Origin of the sequence: Flavobacterium saccharophilum (genome assembly GCF_900142735.1) — a bacterium.
Taxonomy (GTDB): domain Bacteria; phylum Bacteroidota; class Bacteroidia; order Flavobacteriales; family Flavobacteriaceae; genus Flavobacterium; species Flavobacterium saccharophilum.
On sequence record NZ_FRBY01000007.1, the window covers coordinates 53,787 to 75,179 of the forward strand.

15 protein-coding genes are annotated in these 21,393 nt (G+C 33.5%); 8 read left to right on the forward strand and 7 right to left on the reverse strand.

The genetic code is table 11. The features are described from left to right. Positions 1–52: 52 nt before the first annotated feature. On the forward strand, positions 53–679 hold the full coding sequence (locus BUA98_RS20735; RefSeq protein WP_072975687.1) for a putative polyvalent protein kinase domain-containing protein: 627 nt from the start codon (positions 53–55) through the stop codon (positions 677–679). A 57-nt stretch (positions 680–736) separates the two neighbouring features. On the opposite strand, the gene BUA98_RS20740 is transcribed toward BUA98_RS20735, so the two are convergent. Next, on the reverse strand, positions 737–3,373 hold the full coding sequence (locus BUA98_RS20740; RefSeq protein ID WP_072975689.1) for a valine--tRNA ligase: 2,637 nt from the start codon (positions 3,371–3,373) through the stop codon (positions 737–739). 206 nt (positions 3,374–3,579) lie between these two features. Here BUA98_RS20740 and BUA98_RS20745 point away from each other — a divergent pair, with 206 nt between their 5' ends. Continuing rightward, complete coding sequence (locus tag BUA98_RS20745) at positions 3,580–3,960, forward strand: DUF1573 domain-containing protein (protein WP_072975691.1); 381 nt, start codon at positions 3,580–3,582, stop codon at positions 3,958–3,960. A 76-nt stretch (positions 3,961–4,036) separates the two neighbouring features. Here BUA98_RS20745 and BUA98_RS20750 read toward each other — a convergent pair whose 3' ends face one another. The 5 genes from BUA98_RS20750 to BUA98_RS20770 form a co-directional block, all read right to left on the reverse strand. Further along, positions 4,037–4,525 (reverse strand): hypothetical protein, encoded by a 489-nt coding sequence (locus BUA98_RS20750; protein WP_072975693.1) that lies wholly within the window; start codon positions 4,523–4,525, stop codon positions 4,037–4,039. A gap of 98 nt (positions 4,526–4,623) precedes the next feature. Further along, the gene (locus BUA98_RS20755) at positions 4,624–6,753 is read right to left on the reverse strand and encodes an OmpA family protein (protein ID WP_072976040.1); all 2,130 of its coding nucleotides are present in this window, start codon (positions 6,751–6,753) and stop codon (positions 4,624–4,626) included. Between the two features lie 10 nt (positions 6,754–6,763). Beyond that, entirely contained in the window at positions 6,764–7,693 is a 930-nt protein-coding gene (locus tag BUA98_RS20760; protein WP_072975695.1) for a PorP/SprF family type IX secretion system membrane protein, read from the reverse strand. Positions 7,694–7,725: 32 nt separating this feature from the next. Next, positions 7,726–10,359 carry a T9SS type B sorting domain-containing protein gene (locus BUA98_RS20765; RefSeq protein ID WP_072975697.1) on the reverse strand — a complete coding sequence of 878 codons (2,634 nt, stop codon included), beginning with the start codon at positions 10,357–10,359 and terminating at the stop codon, positions 7,726–7,728. A gap of 161 nt (positions 10,360–10,520) precedes the next feature. Continuing rightward, positions 10,521–11,843 (reverse strand): PDZ domain-containing protein, encoded by a 1,323-nt coding sequence (locus BUA98_RS20770; protein ID WP_072975699.1) that lies wholly within the window; start codon positions 11,841–11,843, stop codon positions 10,521–10,523. A gap of 122 nt (positions 11,844–11,965) precedes the next feature. Between BUA98_RS20770 and BUA98_RS20775 the strand changes: the two genes are divergently transcribed. From BUA98_RS20775 to lgt, 6 genes are all read left to right on the forward strand, one after another. Further along, positions 11,966–13,162, forward strand: coding sequence for a pyridoxal phosphate-dependent aminotransferase (locus BUA98_RS20775; protein ID WP_072975700.1), 1,197 nt, complete (start codon positions 11,966–11,968; stop codon positions 13,160–13,162). 150 nt (positions 13,163–13,312) lie between these two features. After that, a complete protein-coding gene (locus BUA98_RS20780; RefSeq protein ID WP_139257035.1) occupies positions 13,313–14,068 on the forward strand; it encodes a hypothetical protein in 756 nt (251 codons plus the stop codon). 157 nt (positions 14,069–14,225) lie between these two features. After that, positions 14,226–14,897: a GTP cyclohydrolase I FolE gene (folE, locus tag BUA98_RS20785; protein ID WP_072975704.1), complete on the forward strand. Its 672-nt coding sequence runs from the start codon at positions 14,226–14,228 to the stop codon at positions 14,895–14,897. A gap of 131 nt (positions 14,898–15,028) precedes the next feature. Further along, positions 15,029–16,507 (forward strand): cysteine--tRNA ligase, encoded by a 1,479-nt coding sequence (cysS, locus tag BUA98_RS20790; protein WP_072975705.1) that lies wholly within the window; start codon positions 15,029–15,031, stop codon positions 16,505–16,507. A 21-nt stretch (positions 16,508–16,528) separates the two neighbouring features. Further along, complete coding sequence (yidD, locus tag BUA98_RS20795) at positions 16,529–16,768, forward strand: membrane protein insertion efficiency factor YidD (RefSeq protein ID WP_072975707.1); 240 nt, start codon at positions 16,529–16,531, stop codon at positions 16,766–16,768. A 67-nt stretch (positions 16,769–16,835) separates the two neighbouring features. Then, positions 16,836–17,768 carry a prolipoprotein diacylglyceryl transferase gene (gene lgt, locus BUA98_RS20800; RefSeq protein WP_072975709.1) on the forward strand — a complete coding sequence of 311 codons (933 nt, stop codon included), beginning with the start codon at positions 16,836–16,838 and terminating at the stop codon, positions 17,766–17,768. Between the two features lie 511 nt (positions 17,769–18,279). Here the strand turns inward: lgt and secDF are convergent. After that, the gene (secDF, locus tag BUA98_RS20805) at positions 18,280–21,252 is read right to left on the reverse strand and encodes a protein translocase subunit SecDF (RefSeq protein ID WP_072975711.1); all 2,973 of its coding nucleotides are present in this window, start codon (positions 21,250–21,252) and stop codon (positions 18,280–18,282) included. Between the last annotated feature and the right edge of the window lie 141 nt (positions 21,253–21,393).

Sequence of the window (21,393 nt, forward strand, 5' to 3'; positions counted from 1 at the left end):
TTTAAGATTTTTTGATAACTTAATAAAATGTAATACTTTTACATTTTACAATATGAAACATGAATTACAACTTATCATTTCAGGAAAGAGCAAAGTTAAGCATGGAACAATTATCCAAGCAGCAACCGGTTACCTTAGCAGAAGCAAAAGCTCAAGCGAAATGGCTAAAAAGTTCAAGCACTTCAAAAAACAAGAAGCAGAAACCTTAGAAAAATTTGCAACCGAAAACAATCTTTGGATTTTAGATATTAACATTGAAAACTATGTTTCTGAAGGTGCTGAGCAAAAAGTATATCTAAAAGATGGAAAAAATGTAATAAAATTAAATGATTCTATTTACTATAATTCATGGATAGATTATTTCAATAACTTACTCTTAAATAATTTTTTCTTCCCTGATACTGCTTATAATCTAATAGGATTTTATAAAAATGAAAATATAATTTACGCAGTTGTTGAGCAACCTTTTGTAAAAGCAACCGAAAAAACCGATTTAGAATTAGTTAAAAAATTCATGTTTTCAAATGGCTTTCTCAACACTAAAAACAACGATTATTACAATCCTGATATAGGAATTATTCTTGAAGATCTCCACGATGAAAATGTCTTAACAGAAAATGGCGTTTTAAAATTTATTGATACCGTTTTTTATCTTAAAGATGTTTTTTACGAAAAATAAAAAAATCCCAAAACTGAAATTCAGCATTGGGATTTTATATTTAAACGTAATTGACTCTTATTTCAATCCCGCAATACTCTGTTCAATAGTAGCAATTTTTGCCAAGGCATCAGCTTCTTTTTGTTTTTCGTTAGCCAAAACTTTTTCAGGTGCTCCGGCAACAAATTTCTCGTTCGACAATTTTGCCTGAACCGATTTTAAGAAACCTTGCGTATAAACCAACTCTGCAGTCAGTTTTGCGATTTCAGCTTCAACATCAATATTTCCTCCTGAGATAGGAATGAAATATTCATTTGATTTTACACGGAAAGATAATGCTCCGTCCACTTTAGCTGAAACATATTCGAAAACTGAAATATTTCCTAATTTCGTTACGATTGAATCAAAATAAGTCGAAAGATTCTCGCTGTTGATTGCCTTCAATTCAATAGCATCTTTAAACGGAATATTTTTATCTTTTCTAATCGTTCTGATTCCAGAGATTACTTCAATTGTACTTTCAAAATCAGAAATCAAGTTCGCATTAAACGGTTTTAATTCTGGCCAGGTTGAAACAATTAAAGCTTCTTCTGGGATTCTATCAGCAATTAAATGCCAAATTTCCTCCGTTAAGAAAGGCATGAAAGGATGTAGTAACTTCAAGTTACTTTCTAACATTTCAATTGCTTTATCAAATGTAGCTTTATCAATTGGTTGTTGGTATGCCGGTTTGATCATCTCTAAAAACCAAGAACAGAAATCATCCCAAACTAATTTGTAGATCGCCATTAACGAATCTGAAATTCTATATTTCTCGAAGTTATCTTCAATGTCAACTAAGGTTTGCTGCAACTTCGCTTCATACCATTCGATAGCCACTTTTGATGATTCTGGTTGTGGAATCGTTTCAGAAACTTCCCAACCTTTAATCAATTTAAAGGCATTCCAAATTTTGTTTGAGAACGCTTTTCCTTGGTTACATAATTCTTCATCAAACATAATATCGTTTCCTGCAGAAGCACTCAAAAGCAATCCTACACGAACACCATCGGCACCGAATTTTTCGATCAAATCTAAAGGATCAGGAGAATTTCCTAATGATTTAGACATCTTACGACGTTGTTTATCACGAACTAAACCAGTCAAATATACATTTGTAAATGGTTTTTCACCAGCATATTCATAACCTGCAATAATCATTCTCGCCACCCAGAAAAATAAGATATCCGGACCTGTTACCAAATCGTTCGTTGGATAGTAATATTTATAATCTGCACTTTCAGGATCCATTATTCCACCGAAAACAGACATTGGCCATAACCAAGAGGAGAACCAGGTATCTAATGCGTCAACATCCTGCTTAAGGTTGTCGGTTGTTAGTTGTTGGTTGTTGGTTCTTTCTTTTGCTAATACTAGCGCCTCTTCGATGTTTTCTGCAACTACAAAATCTTCTTTTCCGTCTCCATAATAATAGGCCGGAATTTGTTGTCCCCACCATAATTGACGAGAGATATTCCAATCACGTATATTGTTTAACCAATGCGCGTAAGTGTTTTCGAAACGTTTTGGATGCAATTTAATATCACCATCAACCAATACCGATTGGATTGCCGGTTTTACCAGATCTTCCATTTTCAAAAACCATTGATCTGATAATCTTGGTTCGATTACCGCTTTGGTTCTTTCAGATGTTCCTACTTTATTTAAATGGATTTCGGTCTTCGCCAAAGCTCCAATTTCTTCTAATTCTTTTGCAATTTCAGTACGAACTACAAAACGATCTTTTCCCTGATAATGCAATCCAAAGCTATTTAATGTAGCATCTTCATTAAAAATATCAACGATTTCCAGATTGTGCTTCTCTCCTAGCGTTTTGTCATTCATGTCATGCGCCGGAGTTACTTTCAAACATCCGGTTCCGAATTCAACATCAACATACTCATCTTCAATAATCGGAATTATTCTTCCGCAAATAGGAACAATCGCTTTCTTTCCTTTTAAATGCGTAAAACGCTCATCATTTGGGTTGATACAGATTGCTGTATCCCCGAAGATAGTTTCAGGACGTGTTGTTGCAATCGTTAAGAAATCTTCTGAACCTTCAATTTTATATTTTAAGAAAAATAATTTTCCTTGTTGTTCTTCGTAAATTACTTCTTCGTCAGATAAAGTTGTTTTGGCTTCAGGATCCCAGTTTACCATTCGGTATCCTCTGTAGATTAAACCTTTGTTATATAAATCAACAAACGATTTAATTACGGATGCCGACATATCAGGATCCATCGTGAATTTGGTTCTTTCCCAGTCGCAAGAAGCTCCTAACTTTTTAAGTTGGTCAAGGATAACTCCACCATACTTATCGGTCCATTCCCAGGCATGTGCCAAAAATTCTTCACGGGTTAAATCATTTTTATTGATTCCTTCTGCTTTTAATTTTGCTACAACTTTAGCCTCGGTCGCAATTGAAGCGTGATCCGTTCCCGGAACCCAGCAAGCGTTAAAACCTTTAAGACGCGCTCTACGAATTAAAACATCCTGAATTGTATTGTTCAACATATGCCCCATGTGAAGGACTCCTGTCACGTTTGGCGGTGGAATTACAATTGTATAAGGTGTTCTATGATCTGGCTCCGAATGAAAATAATTATTTTTCATCCAGTAATCATACCATTTATTCTCGATCGTTTTAGCGTCAAATTGTGCTGGAATTGTCATTTTATCGTGGATATGTTTATTTCTTTAATTTAATATTCCTAACTACTGTTAAACAAGTAACTATGTCAGAAATTCACTTTGGTTCAATTTTTGTAATTATAACTGACAGCAAAAGTAAATAATTAAAGACACTATAAAAAGCGAATTATAAATTTGTGTGTTAATTAAAAGAATGTATATTTACTTACAATTTAAAACAATTTCAAATGAAAAATGTTGCCTCTTTTATTGCAATCGTATTGTTTAGTGCAATAGGTTACGCACAAAATGGCCCGAAAATTGAATTTTCGGCTCAGGACAATACAATTGATTATGGAAAAATTTCTAAGAGTGATAATGCCGTTCGTTCTTTCGAATTTACAAACACTGGAGATGCGCCGCTATTAATTTTAGGCGCCGAATCTACGGTAAGCTCTATTATTGTGACCAAACCTGCAGCTGCAATTCAGCCAGGAAAAAAAGGAAAAATTGACGTGAAATATAATATGGCCGCTGGTCCTATTCGTAAAACTATTACAGTTGAAACCAATGCGGTGAATTATCCTGATGGTCGTGTGGCCTTAAAAATTAAAGGTGAAGTTTTATAAAAAATAATTTAATCAAAATAGTAAAGCCGTTTCATAAAATTTGTGAAACGGCTTTTTCATTTTAAATTTTCTCTACTTATTTTGCTTTTTCAACACAATCAACAGCTGAGAATTTATATTTCACATTTTCGAAATCGATAGGTTTGTCTTTTACTAAATATGTGACTCCCATTGTAGTCTGCATAGTTCCGTTACCCAGGATAAGTTGTTTGTCACGTTTTAACAATGCCATCGGATTTTTGAATTTTGTATCTTTATGTTCGGTATCTACAAACGTGTAATCAATAAACAGCGTATCTCCTTTAAATTCTCCGGTTATTTCTCCGGTTCTTTGCGGGGCTTTAGCAACTTTCATTACCATATCTCCGGATACTTTTCCATTTTTTAATGTATTTACATTTAAGTCAATCGTATCCTTTTCATATACTGCTTTAAAACACTCCGTATTTACAACCTTTTCACCTTCGGCTTTTGTAGCTTCAATTTGCTTTTGCTTTTCATCATTTTTACAACTTTGAAATCCAACAGAAGCCAAAACCAAACATAATAACACAGTTTTTTTCATAATTTAATTTTTAAGTTCATTCTTATCCTATAAAAATAAATAAAAAAGAAGCCAAAAAAAAGGCTTCTCAATTAAATTATCTTTTATTCCTATGAATTTTATAAGTTCTTAATTACAAATTCACTTCGTCTGTTCAATTCGTGATCTTCTTCTGAACAGGCATCATCTGTTTTACATTTTATAATTGGTACAGATTCTCCATATCCTTTAGCTGAAACTCTATTGGCATTGATACCAGACTGGATTATAAATTCTCTTGTAGAATTAGCTCTTTTTTGAGATAACTCCTCATTGAATTTCGCATTTCCTCTTGAATCTGTATGTGAACCAATTTCGATGACCATTCCGGGATATTTGTTCATTAAAGCTATAACTCTGCCTAAAACCACTTTAGATTCCTTACGGATGTACCACATATTGTAATCAAAATAAATAGGATCTGTTTTGATAATTAAACGGTCTTTATCTTTTACGACATCTTTTTCCTGTGTCATAATTTGATTCTCTTTTTCTTTTTTCTTCGCTTCACCAGCTGCAATTTCGTCAGCTTTAGCCTTTTTTGCTGCTTCATTTAGGGCGATAAGAGCCAGAGCTTCTTTATCCCTTTTTTCTTTTTCCTGACGAATTTCTTCTTTTCGTTTGTCCTCCGCATTTTTCTGTTCCTCTAATTTAATAGCATCCAACGATTTTAATGCCAATGAACCGTCATTTGTAATGTTTCTGGTTTTTCCAATTTCCAGCGTTTTTGATTCGTTGGTGTATTTTTCTTTAAAAGCAACAATTGTATAGGAACTTTCGCAGGCAACCGCAAAACTGAATTTTCCGTCGGCAGAAGTCGTAATTGTATTTAAAACTTTTTTAGTAGCATCCTGTAACATTACAGTGGCATTTTCAAGTACTAACTGAGTATCGACATCTGTAATTGTTCCGGCAATAAACTGTTTACAATCTTCAACAATTAAATCTTTAATTTCTTTGAATTGATATATATCATCGTTTCCTTTTCCGCCTTCTCTGTTTGATGCAAAAAATCCTTCTTTAGTATCAGAATCAATGTTAAAAGAGAAATCATCCAAATTAGAATTTAATGGCAAACCAATATTTACAGGTTCGACATATTCATTTCCATTACTATCTGAAACAAAAACATCCAGAGATCCATAACCTAAATGTCCATCAGAAGAAAAATACAATTTGTTATCCTTTGAAACAAAAGGGAACTGCTCTCTTTTATCGGTGTTGATTAGTGATCCTAAATTCTTCGGTTTATCAAACGCTCCTTTATTAATATTTACTGAATAGATATCAAAAGAGCCAACACTTCCGGGCATATCAGAAGCAAAATACAATACTTTTTCATCAGGGCTAAGTGCAGGATGTTCTACAGAATAATTTGGACTATTAAATGGTAGCGCCGTAATATTTGTCCATTTTCCATCCACTAAGTCAGCTTTAAAAATTTGAAGATTTGAAATCTTCTCCTCATTTTTCTTTTTAGTTCCGTTTTTAGAATTATTACGTGTAAAATATATTGTTTTACCATCTTTAGTAAAAACTGCATTTGCCTCGTGCATTCCGGTTTTTAGCTCGTCAGCAAAGTAACCGGTATTTGGTTCAGAAGCATTAAGTTCAGTTAAAGGAACTGTAACCAGATTTAAATAGGTTTCATTATCCCACTTAAACTTTTTATCAAATAAACCAGGTTTTAATTTCACTCCGGCAAAAACTAAATTACCTTTATATTTTACAGCTCCAAACTCAGAATTTGGCGTATTAATAGCGAGGTTTTTTATATCAAATCGATTACCGATTGCCGACACATTCTCTAGCTCATGAAGCTCATTTTTAAAATAGACAGAATCCTTGCTAGTTGTAGATAAGGCATAATATTGTTTTAAAACTTCATTGGCATCTGCATAAGTATTGCTCGCTTTTAAGGTTTGTGCATATCTGAAATAATATTCCCGATCTAAATCTTTTCCATACTTTTGAAATAAAAGCCTGTAATAACGTTGTGCTTTTATTAGATCATTGGTATAATAATAAGAATCGGCCAGGTTTTTAATTACTTCCTGAGAAGGTTTTTCTTCAGCTAATTTTTCATAAAGAATAATGGCTTCACTGTAAAATGTTTTATCAAAAAAACGTTTGGCTCTCGCCACATCTTTATCCTGCGCGTTTATAAACTGTATTGAAAATACGAATATAATAACAAGTAGTTTTTTCATATTTTTCATTTTAAAAGAATCTAGGTGATTTATCATATCCTTTTCCTAATAAGTCTAAATCAAACAGCAGCATAATTTCATGTGTCCCGGAATTGAACTGTCCTAAATTTGAAAGCGTGTAATCGTATGCATAACCAACTCTAAGAGTAGGCGTAACATTAAAATTAAATAATGCACTTACTGAATCATCAATTCTATAGGCCACCCCTAATTCAAACTTCTCATTATACAATGCATTGGCTGTCAAATCAACAGAAACTGGAGCTCCTTTTACAAGTCGTGACATAAATGCCGGTTTCAATTTTAAATTATCATTAAGTTGAAAAACATATCCTCCTGTAAAAAACATGTGTATTTCTTCAGCACCAAAAGCATTTACCCCTGATTTTTCTTCGATGTATTTTGTCTTCAATAAATTAGGTGCTGAAAATCCTATATACAAATTGTCTCTAAAATAATAAGCTCCAACTCCAATATTTGGTTTTGTTGCATTAATATTTTCGGCGAAAGCCCTATCAACATCGGGATCACTAAAACGAAATCCATTAAAGTTAGTCTGCATTGAAGATACGCCAGCTTTAAGTCCTAAGGAAAGTTTATTTTTTCCTCCTAAGTTCAGTACATAAGCAAAATCGGCGTAAATATTATTTTCTGTTTTCGCACCGTCTCCAATATCGTCAGAAATGAAGGATAGACCAACTTCGACCTTTTCGGTCAAAGCGCTGTGTCCAAAAAATGTAAAAGTTTTTGGAGATCCAACCGCACCAACCCATTGCGTTCTATACAAACCTCCAAAATTCATCATCGCCGGAACACCTGTCGCATAGGCCGGATTTACTATGCTCATATTGTACATATAATGCGTGTACTCCGGATCTTGTTGCGCAGAAATAGTGTTTATATAAAAGAGAAAACTTATAAAGAGTATTATTTTTTTCATTTGAAAAATATATTAGGAATGCAAAAAAGAAATTATCGATTTAAATAAAGACGTCCCTGTTGTGGAGGTTTATTGCCTTTATTAAAATTGAGAATATAAAAATAAACTCCATTAGGTGCTACACCGTGGCTAAGTCCCTGCGTTTCGTAATTTATACCGTCCCAGCCTGGTTTATTTTTATAACTTCTATACATTCCATTTCCGTATCGGTTGAAAATTTCAAGTGTATAATCCGGATATAAAAAATCAATGTCCGGAATAACAAAAGTGTCGTTTATACCGTCACCATTTGGCGAAAATCCATCTGGCACAAAGAAGGTATCAGGTACAGTATTACAATCAGTTAAATCAGGAATAACAGAAAGACTTTCAGAAGAAAGACAACCAGTGGTTGTATCAAAATCAAATCCGTAATACGTAATATTCTCGCGCAAAAGAGTAGTTGACGGAAGAATATTTCCATTATCAGGAGCATCATACCAAACGATTGACGAGGGAATATTTGTGTTATTAGATAAGTCTGCAATCGTCGGAAGATCGGTACCACAAAAGTTTTGTCCATCCTGATTCAATTCTGGCGCAGGAGTATCTTTTAAGGTTACTGTAATCATTGTTGGATCTGAAGGACAATTTAATATTGTTTGTCTTACCCAATAACTTTCTTCTTTTAAAAGATAAGTTTCCGCAAGAGGTGTTGTTTCAGTTGCAGAAATGTACCATTTGTATTGAGCTCCTTTTGGTTCCAGACTGGCAATCGTAGCTCTGTCTGATTTACAAAAAGACTGATCAATAGCTGTTGGTGCAACAGGAATCGGATTTAATAAAAAAGAGTCAGAAACACCACTTATATTCACACCACAATTTGTACTATTGTTTGTTAAATTGGTTACTGTTGCAGTTGTTGATCCTAAGTTTAAAAGTAAATCAGCAGGAATTACAAAATTTGCATTTCCAGCCGTAGGACTTAAATCGATTGTTTGTAATGTTGCTATATTACTTCCTGACAGAACATAAGATAATTTAACATTCGTTAAACTTCCTAATCCTGAAACTGAAGCTGTAACAGGTGAACCAAAGCAAACATCGTTAATTTGGATTCTTACACCTGATACATTCGGCAATGGATTTATAAGAAGGTTTCCTTTTAAATTTGCTGCATTTTCACACGGTGTTACAACCAGTGCAATACTTGTAATTTGAATTTCACTTGTACCACTTTTAGCATTTAATATTCCGGGAATTATAAAATCATTGGCAACACCTCCACTAAAGGTAACTCTAGCACTCTGACCTGAAACCGTATTTGCACCTGACAAATTATATGTAATTTGATAGATCCCATCTGCTACTTTAGCCGCATCCGAAATTTGTACCGTGGCATCAGTCCCTTGACAGGTTACTGCCTGCACAATTTTAGCTCCTGTTAAATCTGGGATAGGATAAATAGTTAATTTGCCAAATAAATCATTAATAATATTGGCGCAGGCCTGGAAACTATTTTCAGCAGCAATATTGAGGATATCTACGGTAAAATCGCCAACTTGCTGAAAGTAGCTCGATCTTATAGGAAATATCAAAACTCCATTAATAAAATTTGCCGTTATAGTTTCGGTAGCAGCATTAGGTCCGGATACGTGATAGGTAACAAAATAAGTCGTATTAGGAATAGCTGCTGGTCCTTTTGTAATTTTCACAGAATAACTGGCTGTTGAAATATCTTTTTCACATAAATACGGTGGATCAATGTAAACTTGAGCTCCACTAAAATCGAGTTTTCTTTCAAGAATTATTCTGACAGTGGACTGTCTGTCTGAACAAATAGGATTTGTAGAGGCAACTCTATAACTAAAAGAGTAAATTCCCTGTCCTTTTGCATTAAATATTTTTTGAAGGTCAACAAAATGGTCTGTGGAAGATGTCAACTCTCCCGTGGAACTAAGGTCAACCCATACTCCATCAGTATCTTCCCCTGTAATCAAATTATTTAAATCATAATTTGTATAACCAGCCAAACCATCTGTACCGCATAAAATTAAATTTTCGGGCTCTCCTGGCTCAGGTGATCTAAAAATTGTGATTACAGCTGTTGAAGACATAGCAGGACAAGTACCAATAGCTGGCATTGTATATGTGAATTGAAATGTGCCTTGTATTTTTTCTACATTAATGACAGCACCAACATCTCGATTTGTTGTATCATTATGCCATTGACCATTGGAATGAGGCCCCATGCCAACACCATTAAAAGCCGAAAAAAGATTGAATGTTTCAACAGCACTACAAACGGACACGTTTGGCGAAGTTATACCCGAAAATCCACCAATGGTAAGTGTAATAGTTGCAGTATTATCCGGACAAAGTGGAAGGCCTTCAACCTTATATGTATAATGGTAAACACCACTCTGGCGAATAAGCTGGGCATTTAAAATTCCTGTAACTACATCTAAACCTCCTGCCTCATCATCATCAGTCCATTCTCCACCAGAAACAGGTGAACCATTCAAATAATTAAATAAATTGAATGTTTGATTACTTGTGTCAGAAACGTTGCAAATAGTCACTTCATTATCTTCACCAGCGCATTGTGCATAAGTTGTTGCAGAGACAGAAAAAAGAAAAACAAAAAGCAGACTTAATTTTAAGAAATTAGAGTATTTTTCAACCATAAACTATTAATTTGGCATAAACTTAGTAAAATTATAGCGCTAGTGAACTACTATTTTATTTTAAACAACAAAATTTAAGCGAAATTCAAATAATATCAAAAAATATTATTGATAATCATTATTTTAATATAAAATTCTATATATTTTTCAGCAGCATTTTCCTATAATTCATCTTCTAATCTAAACTTAAATTTCAGAACCAAACTATCCCGCTCAACTTCCAAAGTTATCCAGATATCCTCTTCTGATTTTAAAAGTGCATTTATTTGTTGCAAAGAATATTTATAAGGTTTATTTTGATTTATACTAACGATAATATCTCCAGGTTTTAAACCACATTTTTCAGCTGTTGAGCTTTTACGAATATTTACAATTTCATAAACCGGCTTTAATGAAAACTTATACCTGAAATTATCATCTTTCCGGTTATCCGTAACCTCATTTGGAGATGAAGCAACCTGGACAGTTTGCAAATGAACTGTCTCCTGAACCCATTGCAAACCATTATGCTGAACAGTGATTCCACTTTTGTTATAAGTGAAAGGTTCTGAAAATTTACTATTTTTTTTAAGAAACATTTTTTTATCCTGATAATCTAAAATGACGGTAAAACGTTTTAAGATTTCTCCGCCAACAGAACCAATACGACCAGGAACCATTCTGACATTTTTAATAGAAGTTAAATCAGGAAAAGCAACTATTGGATTTTTAAAGTCGAACTCGTCAACAGAAAATTTTGCGATTCTTGCCCTATGTCCTTCAACATCACCGCTAAATCCTTTTCCTAAAAAATCAGCAAAATTCCTTTTTGGCAATTTAATTTTGTCATTCTCAAAAATCCAAAAGGCATCACTATTACCAATATCAATAAGTAACTTAGCCTGTATATCAACACTATCAACAACAACATTTGCAACAATATAAGGCTTCGCTCTTTCAATTGTAATAGGAACTGTCTTAAATTTTTTCTCGATTCTTTTTTGGTTTTTTACATTGTTACTATGGATAATAACTTTTTTCTTCTGATAATTGACTTCAACCAAATTATTTTTAAAAAATTGATACCCAATAATGCCATTAACAGGAATCCCAATATGAGAAGACAAATTAAAGCTTTGATCTAAAATTATATACAATAAATGATTATGCGATTCCAATCCATGTGTTTCCAATACATTATTAGCAGATTTCAGCCCTTCAATTTCTTCTTCAGCTCCCAATCCTCTTAATTTTACCTTTTCCACATTATTAAAGCTTACTTCCTTTTTGTCTTCCATACTAAACAAAATAGTTTCCTCGACACCTGAATCTAACAAGAAATTCAATTCGATTCCATTTACTTTTATAGGTATAAAAACAAGATTATTAATGAGCTTGAAGGGTATAGAAACCTCGGTTCTGTGGTCCGAAATAGTAAAATCTTGCTGAGCCAAAAGTAAAAAAGGTAAGAAAAGTCCAAAAAACAACATGAAATATTTTTTCATTGATAAAATTTTAGGATAAAATTAATAAAAATATTGATAATTGTTACATTTTCGTAACACCCAATAATGTTTACGTTAAATTGGAAAAAAAAATGCAAATTTGCACTTCAATAATAAAGCTCATGCCAACAATTTCACACAAAGGCAGAAACATGCCCGAATCACCGATACGCAAACTTGCTCCTTATGCAGACATTGCAAAACAAAAAGGACATAAAGTGTATCACTTAAACATTGGTCAACCGGATATCAAGACACCCGAAGTGGCCATCGAGGCGGTAAAAAATATTGATTTAACTCTTATAGAATACAGTCCGTCTGCCGGATATGAAAGTTATAGAAAAAAATTAGCAAAATTTTACCAACGTCAAAACGTAAATGTTAACTCAGAAGATATCATTATAACTACTGGTGGTTCTGAAGCCTTATTATTTGCACTGGCCACTATTACAGACCCGGGAGATGAAATCATTATTCCTGAGCCTTTTTATGCTAATTATCATGCATTTGCATCATCAACAAGTGCAACAGTAGTCCCTCTTGTTTCGACTATCGAAACGGCATTTGCTTTGCCAGGTATTGAAGAGGTTGAAAAATTGATTACGCCAAAAACTAAAGCCATTTTAATTTGTAATCCTGGAAATCCAACAGGTTATTTATACTCTGAATCTGAAATTAAACAATTAGCAGGTTTAATCAAAAAACACGATTTGTATTTAATCGCTGATGAAGTTTACCGTGAATTCTTATACGATGGAGATGACGTTCATTTTTCTGTAATGAACCTTGAAGATGTGCAACAAAACGTAATTATGGTCGATTCTGTTTCAAAACGTTACAGTATGTGTGGCGCAAGAATTGGCTGTCTGGTTACTAAGAATAAAGATGTTTTGGCAACTGTTATGAAATTTGCTCAGGCACGTTTGAGTCCGCCAACTATTGAACAAATTGCTTGTGAAGCCGCTATAGATACGCCACAAAGCTATTTTGACGAAGTGATATCAGAATATAAAAGTCGTCGTGATACCTTAATCACAGAACTTAACAAAATTGAAGGTGTAGTTGTAACAAAACCGAAAGGCGCTTTTTACTGTATTGCGCAATTGCCAATTGAAAATTCAGAAGACTTCGCACAATGGCTTTTAGAAAGCTACGATCTTAATGGCGAAACTGTAATGGTTGCACCTGCGGCTGGTTTTTATTCGACTCCGGGAATGGGATTAAATCAGGTTCGAATTGCCTACGTTTTAAACAAACCAGATTTAATTAAAGCTGTAAACGTTTTAAAAGAAGCGCTTCTAGTTTACAATAACAGATAAAAGTAAAAAATATTTATTCCAAAATCTGTTTTAACTTAAATGTTGAAACAGTTTTTTTTTGCGTTGTATTTTTCTAAAAATAAGATCCTAAAAAAACCTTGATATCATTAGTTCTTAGTAAATTAGCTATAGATTTATAGACTTTTTATCATGAAAAAGTTAATTATACTAGTATTTCTCTTTCTGATATCTACATCATTTACTATTAATTACAATAGTTTGCATGTAAAAGATAATCTTAGAATTAAACCTCTTTTAAATCCTCAAAACGAAAGTGTAGAATATTATCGTAAACAGATTAATCGCGCTTTCTCACTATTAAAAAAACAAAAAAAGTATATTGATTTAGAACTCAATAAAAGCGAAAAAGTACAAATTCTTTCCATTGCTTTTCCGGAAATGTTACGATACGATTCTTACTCAGACTATCTAGAAGCCTCCTCAAACAGAATTTTATATGTGGATGAAGGAAAGAATGCATCCGATTTTTCGACTGGTTACTTTCAGATGAAACCTTCTTTTATAGAAGATTTAGAAGATTATATTGCTAAAAACAAAAGTTTTAAGCAATACAATTGGATTTTAATTCCGAATAAAAATGAAATAGAAGCCAGAAAAGAAAGAATAAAGCGTCTGGCAAATTTTCAATGGCAACTTCGATATCTAAAAGCATTCTGGTATGTTGCTGAATTAAAATTTCAAAACATTGATTTTAAAACCACAGAAGACAAAATTAGATTTTTCGCCACTGCCTATAACTACGGATTTACTAAACCTGAGAAAGAAATAACAAAATACCAATCTGCAACAAAATTCTCGCCTGAAGAAACGAATACCAGGAAATTTGCCTTTGCTGATTTTTCCATTGATTTTGTAATGACTTACTCCTATTTCTTCGATCAATAAATATATTAACACTAAATAAAAAAACACCTGAACAGTCTTAATTTAAACTATATCTAAAAAGGATCGATTAAATAGTAAAAACGATAGAAAAGGTTTCCTTTTTATTAATTATCTTTACCGCCTTAAAAAGATATACCCATTATAATAGTAGTTTTTAATGATAAATAACGAAGATTTTTTAGACGAAATAGGAGACAATCATTTTAGCAGCAACGCGAAAAACCCTGTAAGACAGGATGCTTTTGACTTAACAGATGATGAAAAAATAGAAAAAATAAAAAAAGATGTCGAAAACATTCTCCAAACTCTTGGAATGGATTTGACAGATGACAGCATAAAAGGTACTCCAAACAGAGTAGCAAAAATGTTTGTAAAGGAAATTTTTGGTGGCTTAAACCCTTCAAAACAACCAAAAGCTTCTACTTTTGATAATAATTACAAATACGGTGAAATGTTAGTTGAGAAAAACATCACTGTCTATTCTACCTGCGAACACCACTTATTGCCAATTATTGGTCGTGCCCACGTAGCTTATATTTCCAGCGGAAGAGTTATCGGTTTATCTAAAATGAACCGTATTGTAGAATATTATGCAAAAAGACCTCAGGTTCAGGAGCGTCTTACTATGCAAATTGTTCAGGAATTACAAAAAGCTTTAGGAACTGAAGACGTTGCCTGCGTTATTGACGCTAAACATCTTTGCGTAAATTCAAGAGGAATTAAAGATATTGAAAGCAGCACAGTAACGTCTGAATTTGGTGGAAAATTTAAAGATCCTCAAACGAAAAGAGAGTTCCTAGATTATATTAAATTGGATACTCAGTTCTAATTTATACGATATTTCTATTATATTTATGGTCTAGCCCTGATAGCAGCGACATCCTTTTATGGTGGGGTTCACCATAAAAGATATAGCGGATAGCAGGATTAGCTCCTAAAACATCAACAAACACCTAAACAATGCCATTATATACAACACAGCCTCTAAAAATATACAATTCACTTTCGGGTGAAAAAGAAAATTTCAACCCAATTCATGAAGGAAATGTTGGAATGTATGTTTGCGGACCTACGGTTTATAGCAATGTACACTTAGGAAATGTGAGAACTTTTATGTCGTTTGACGTTATATTCAGGTATTTTTTACATCTTGATTATAAAGTTCGTTACGTGCGTAATATTACAGACGTTGGACACATTGTAGATGATGTTGATGAAGGTGAAGATAAAATCGCCAAAAAAGCACGTTTGGAGCAATTAGAACCGATGGAAGTTGTACAGCGCTATACGGTAGATTTTCATGATATTCTGAAGTCATTTAATTTCCTACCGCCAAGTATTGAACCAACTGCAACGGGACATATTATCGAACAAATCGAAATCATCAAAAAAATTATTGATACAGGAATTGGTTATAAAGCCAATGGGTCTGTTTATTTTGATGTTGTAAAATATAACGAAACCAACAATTACGGAGTTTTAAGCGGTCGAAATATCGAAGATATGTTGGCCAATACACGTGATCTTGATGGTCAGTCAGACAAAAGAAATCCGCAAGATTTTGCACTTTGGAAAAAAGCAGAACCAGAACATATCATGAGATGGCCTTCACCCTGGAGTGATGGTTTTCCAGGCTGGCATCTTGAATGTACTGCCATGAGTACCAAATATCTTGGTAATCACTTTGATATTCACGGTGGCGGAATGGATTTAAAATTCCCTCATCACGAATGTGAAATAGCTCAAAACGAAGCTTGTACAGGTCAGTCTCCAGTAAATTACTGGATGCATGCCAATATGCTTACTTTAAATGGTAAAAAAATGGCAAAATCAACTGGAAATAATATTTTACCGGGAGAGATTTTAAGCGGAGACAACAACATTTTAAGCAAAGCTTTCTCTGCATCAGTAACACGATTTTTCATGTTGCAGGCACATTACAGAAGCATTTTAGATTTTTCTGATGACGCAATTGTAGCTGCCGAAAAAGGATACAAACGACTAATGGAAGCTGTTGATGCCTTGCCTGTTATTTCAGCCGGCGCAACAAGTTCTATTGATATCGCTTCCTGGAAACAATTGTGCTACGACGCGATGAACGACGATTTCAATACGCCAATTTTAATTGCGCAGTTATTTGAAGCCGTTCGCTATATCAATTTATTAAAAGAAGGAAAAGAAACTATCACAGCCGAAGACCTTGCAACATTCGCAACAGCTATTAATGCTTTTGTTTTTGATGTTTTAGGTTTAAGCGATGAAAAAGCCGCCGACAGTAACAATGATAAATTAGAAGGTGTTGTTAACATGCTTATCGGAATGAGAAATCAGGCCAGAGCAGATAAAAATTTCGCACTTTCTGACCAAATCCGTGATCAATTGATTGCTTTAGGTATCCAACTGAAAGACGGAAAAGATGGTACAACCTTTTCTGTATAATCATTCATTTTCTAATAAATCATGAAAGTAATCACTCCATTTGTTTTATTAGTACGCTTTTATCAGACCGCCATTTCGCCCTTTACACCAGCGTCATGCCGCTTCGAACCAACATGTTCGAGCTACATGATTGAAGCATTGCAAAAACACGGATTATTTTATGGTGGTTACTTAGGAATGAAACGCATTTTGAACTGTCATCCTTGGGGAAGAACAGGCTACGATCCGGTTCCTGAGAAGAAATGTTCACACAAACATTAACTTTTTATAAAGAGGAACTCTACTTTAAATATTTATTTTTACAACCAATAAAAAAATACAATACTACATGACACACGCCTTAAACCTCGTTTGGAACCCTTCAGAAGGAATCGATTTAGGATTTTTTATGATTCGCTATTACAGCCTAATGTTCGTAATTGCTTTTGGTTTAGGATGGTACATAATGAAAAAAATCTTCGAGCGCGAAAATGAATCAATTGACAAATTAGACTCTTTATTTGTTTGGACCGTTTTAGCAACTTTGGCAGGCGCACGTTTAGGTCATGTTTTCTTTTACGATTGGGAGTATTTTAGAAATCATTTACTTGAAATCTTTTTACCTTTTAGATTTGAACCAAAATTTGAATTCACAGGTTTCCAAGGTCTTGCAAGTCATGGTGCTGCCATTGCAATTATTATCGCAATGTACTATTACAGCAAAAAAATCTTAAAACGCCCTTTATTATGGATTTTAGACCGCGTAGTTATTCCGGTAGCCAGCGGTGCAATTTTTGTGCGTTTAGGAAATTTTTTTAACTCCGAAATTATCGGACACGAAACAACTTCTGCCTTCGGAATTCGTTTTTTACACGACAAATTCAGCAAAGGTGAAGCTGTTAATGCAACTCAAATTGCCGATCCAAAAGAAGCTTACAATGCAATTGCTCACGATCCAAAATTCGCTGAATTATTAGCACAGGTTCCTGCAAAACATCCAACACAATTATACGAAGGAATTTGCTACATTTTCGTATTTGCCATCTTGTACTTTTTATACTGGAAAACAAATGCAAGACTTAAATCAGGATTCTTATTCGGGTTATTTCTAGTTCTTTTATTTGTTGTACGCTTCATCGTCGAATTCGTAAAAGAAAGCCAGGGCGGAATTGAAGAAGAATTAGGCTATTTCTCAACCGGACAATGGCTAAGTATACCTTTTATCATTATCGGTCTTTTCTTTATCATTAGAGCACAAAGAAATCCTTTAGCAGCGTCTTAAAATATAACTACAACATACAAAATCGCCAATACATTTAGTAGTGGGCGATTTTTTTTTGTCTTAATAATAAATAGAAAATTCATTTACAACTTGTAACATCTTTGATCTATTGAAGTTTCTTCTCCTAATTTTTCTTTTCAGGAGCAGAAAGTTAGCTTTTTCAATAGAACGTTCAGTCCCGCTATCCGCTATATTCCCGATTAATAAAAACTACGGTTAAAGAACCTTGTTTTTCTAAATCGGGAGATATCGCTCCTATCGGGGCTAGATAAGAAAATCTATTTTTCAAAAGAAATACAGCACTGTCAAAATCAACTTATCACTCCTGACATGATAACAACTGGAAAAATTAATTCAATCCATAAGGATTAACGATACACGTCAAATAATAGCAAAATAATATTAAACCACCGCTTTTCCAAATACATTTAAATACCGAAACTAAAAAAATGAGCACAAAAAAAAGATCCAGTTTTCACTGGATCTTTTTTATATAGCAACTAACCATTAATTATGCCTCGTTGTGTTTGTCTTCAATTGTATGTTTATCATCTTTAGAAATTGTATCAACCAATACTGGCGTAGCAATAAATAATGAAGAATAAGTACCTACAACAATACCAATTAACATCGCAAAGATAAACCCTCTGATTGATTCTCCACCAAAGATAAACATCGTTAATAATACAATGATCATCATTAATGACGTATTCAATGTTCTTGATAATGTAGTATTAATAGAAGCATTTACGATATCTTCAAAAGTACCTTTACGGTTTCCGATAATGAACTCTCTAATTCTGTCAAATACAATTACAGTATCATTCATAGAGTAACCAATAACGGTAAGAATTGCAGCGATAAAGTGCTGATCCATTTCCATGTGGAAAGGCATGAATTTATAACATAAAGAGTAGATTCCTAATACAAAGATTACGTCATGCGCAACAGCTGCAATCGCACCTAATGAATATTGCCATTTACGGAAAGAGATCATTAAGTATAAGAAAATAACTGCCATCGCACCAAGAACAGCCCAGTATGAGTTTGTTTTGATATCTTCAGAGATAGAAGCTCCAACTTTAGAAGATTGTAAAACTCCAACTTTTTTACCATCAAAAGTGTTAGTGAATTTCTCATAAGTAACATTAGGGAAATATTTCGCTAATGCATCATATAATTTTTTGTTCACTTCTTCATCAACAGCAACACCGTCTTCTTTAATTTTATATTTAGTAGTGATTTTCAACTGATCATCATCACCTAAAATTTTAGCTTCAACAGGAGTTCCAAAAGCAGCAGATAATTCATCTGAAATAACTGTAGCGTCTACTGGTTTTTCAAATTTAACCTGGAAAGTTCTTCCTCCAACAAAATCAACACCTTCATCTAATCCATTTACGAAGAAGATAGAAATCAAACTTACCACAACTACAATAGAAGAGAAGATATAAGTGAATTTTTTGATTTTAATAAAGTCAAAGTGGAAATTAGTAAACCAGTTTTTAGTAATATTAGTAGAGAAAGTTAAATCACCTTTTCCAGCAATATTTCTGTCAATGAAAATTCTAGCAATAAAAATTGATGTAAACAATGAAGTTACAATACCAATTAATAATGTTAAAGCAAAACCTTTAATTGGTCCTGTTCCAAAAATAAACAAGATAGCTCCAGTTAAAACGTGCGTTACGTTCGCATCAATAATAGAACGCATTGCTCCGTGCCATCCGTAAGAAGCAACAACAGCTTCAGACAATGATTTACCTTCACGCAATTCTTCTTTTGCTCTTTCAAATATAATAATGTTAGCATCTACCGCAGTACCTAATGTTAATACGATACCTGCAATACCTGGCAATGTTAATACAAAACCAAAACTTGCCATAATTCCAAACAAGAATAGTAAGTTTAATAATAACGCAAGGTTAGCATACCAACCTGCTTTACCATAATAGAATACCATCCATAAACAAACTAATAAAAATCCTAATACAGATGAGATAGTACCAGCATCAATTGCAGCCTGACCTAAAGATGGTCCTACAACAGTTGATTGGATAATATCTGCAGAAGCTGGTAATTTACCTGCATTCAATACGTTTGCTAAATCTTTAGTTTCAGCCACATCAAAAGAACCTGTAATTTCAGATCTTCCTCCAGCAATTGGACCACTAGTAACACCAGGTGCAGAATATACAATGTTATCTAAAACAATAGCGATATAACTTTTTTGAGCAAAAGCCCTTCCTGTTAATTCTTCCCAAACTTTAGCACCCTGGCTGTTCATTTGCATAGAAACAGCTGGTTTTCCTAATTGGTCAAAAGTATCTTTTGCATCAGTAACAACACCACCGCTCATAGCAGGTACGTTATCTCTGTTTCCTTTTAAAGCATATAATTCAACTGCTTCAATTTCTTTTCCTTTAGCATCTTTTAAAGTAGTTGGTTTACTCCACACAAATTTTGCATTGTGTTGGTCAGCAGCCAATAAAACTCTAATTTCTGGTCTTTTGAAATACGCATTGATAGTAGCAGTATCTTTTGGAGCAAAGTAAGCTAAAACTGGTCCACCACCCTGACCTAACATTTTGTCAAATAATGGGTTGTTTCCTTTTTTAACATCAACAGAATCTTTAGCATCAGTTAATAAAGCATTCAATGAATCTTTAGCAACTGTTTTAGTTTCTGTTTTCTTAACTTCAGTTTTTTTCAAAGCTTCGTTAGTAGCAACTAAGAAGTTTCCAATTTCTTCAATTTTGTAAGTTTCCCAAAACTCTAATTGAGCTTTTCCACCTAATAATTTCTTGATTCTATCAACATCTTTAGCACCAGGAAGTTCAACTAAAATTCTTCCAGTTTCTCCTAATTTTTGGATGTTTGGTTGTGTTACACCAAATTTGTCAATACGCTCTCTTAATACTTTGTAAGCACTTTCGATAGACTCATCAACTTTTTTCTTAATTACTTTTTGAGCTTGCGCATCAGTCATTTGGAAATCAATTCCACCTTCACCTTGTAAACTTCTGTTTGCAAAGATATCTGGTGAAGCTAATTTTGTAGTTCCGTTTGAGTTTGCTTCAAATGCCTCAAAAAACTTATTTAAATAGGTTTTGTTTCCTTCTAAATTTGCAGTCGCATCAGCTAATGATTTATTAAATACCGGATTTTTAGAATTGTTAGACAATCCTTTCAATACATCCTTAACAGAGATTTGAAGAATTACGTTGATTCCTCCTTCTAAGTCAAGACCTTTATTTAATTGTTTGTTTTTTACTTCATCATAAGTAAAATTTGTAAAACCAAGATTTAGTACCTCTACTTTACCAATAGAATCTAAATATTTTAGCTCTTTATCAGGATTGTCTCCTGCAAAAGCTTTAGCTTCACTTTTGACGCTGTTTGCCACAAAAGTGAACGAAAGTTGGTAAATACTTACCAATGCAAATAGAATTGCGAAAAATTTAATAAGTCCTTTATTCTGCATTATTACTAAAAATTAATTATGTTTTATTGTTTGTTTTTGTTTTAAAGTCCCATAAAATAAGCCCTGACATCATTTTTTAAAACTAAAAAACCAGATCACGAATTACAGCATTTTTTTTAAACCGAGCAAATATATAATTCT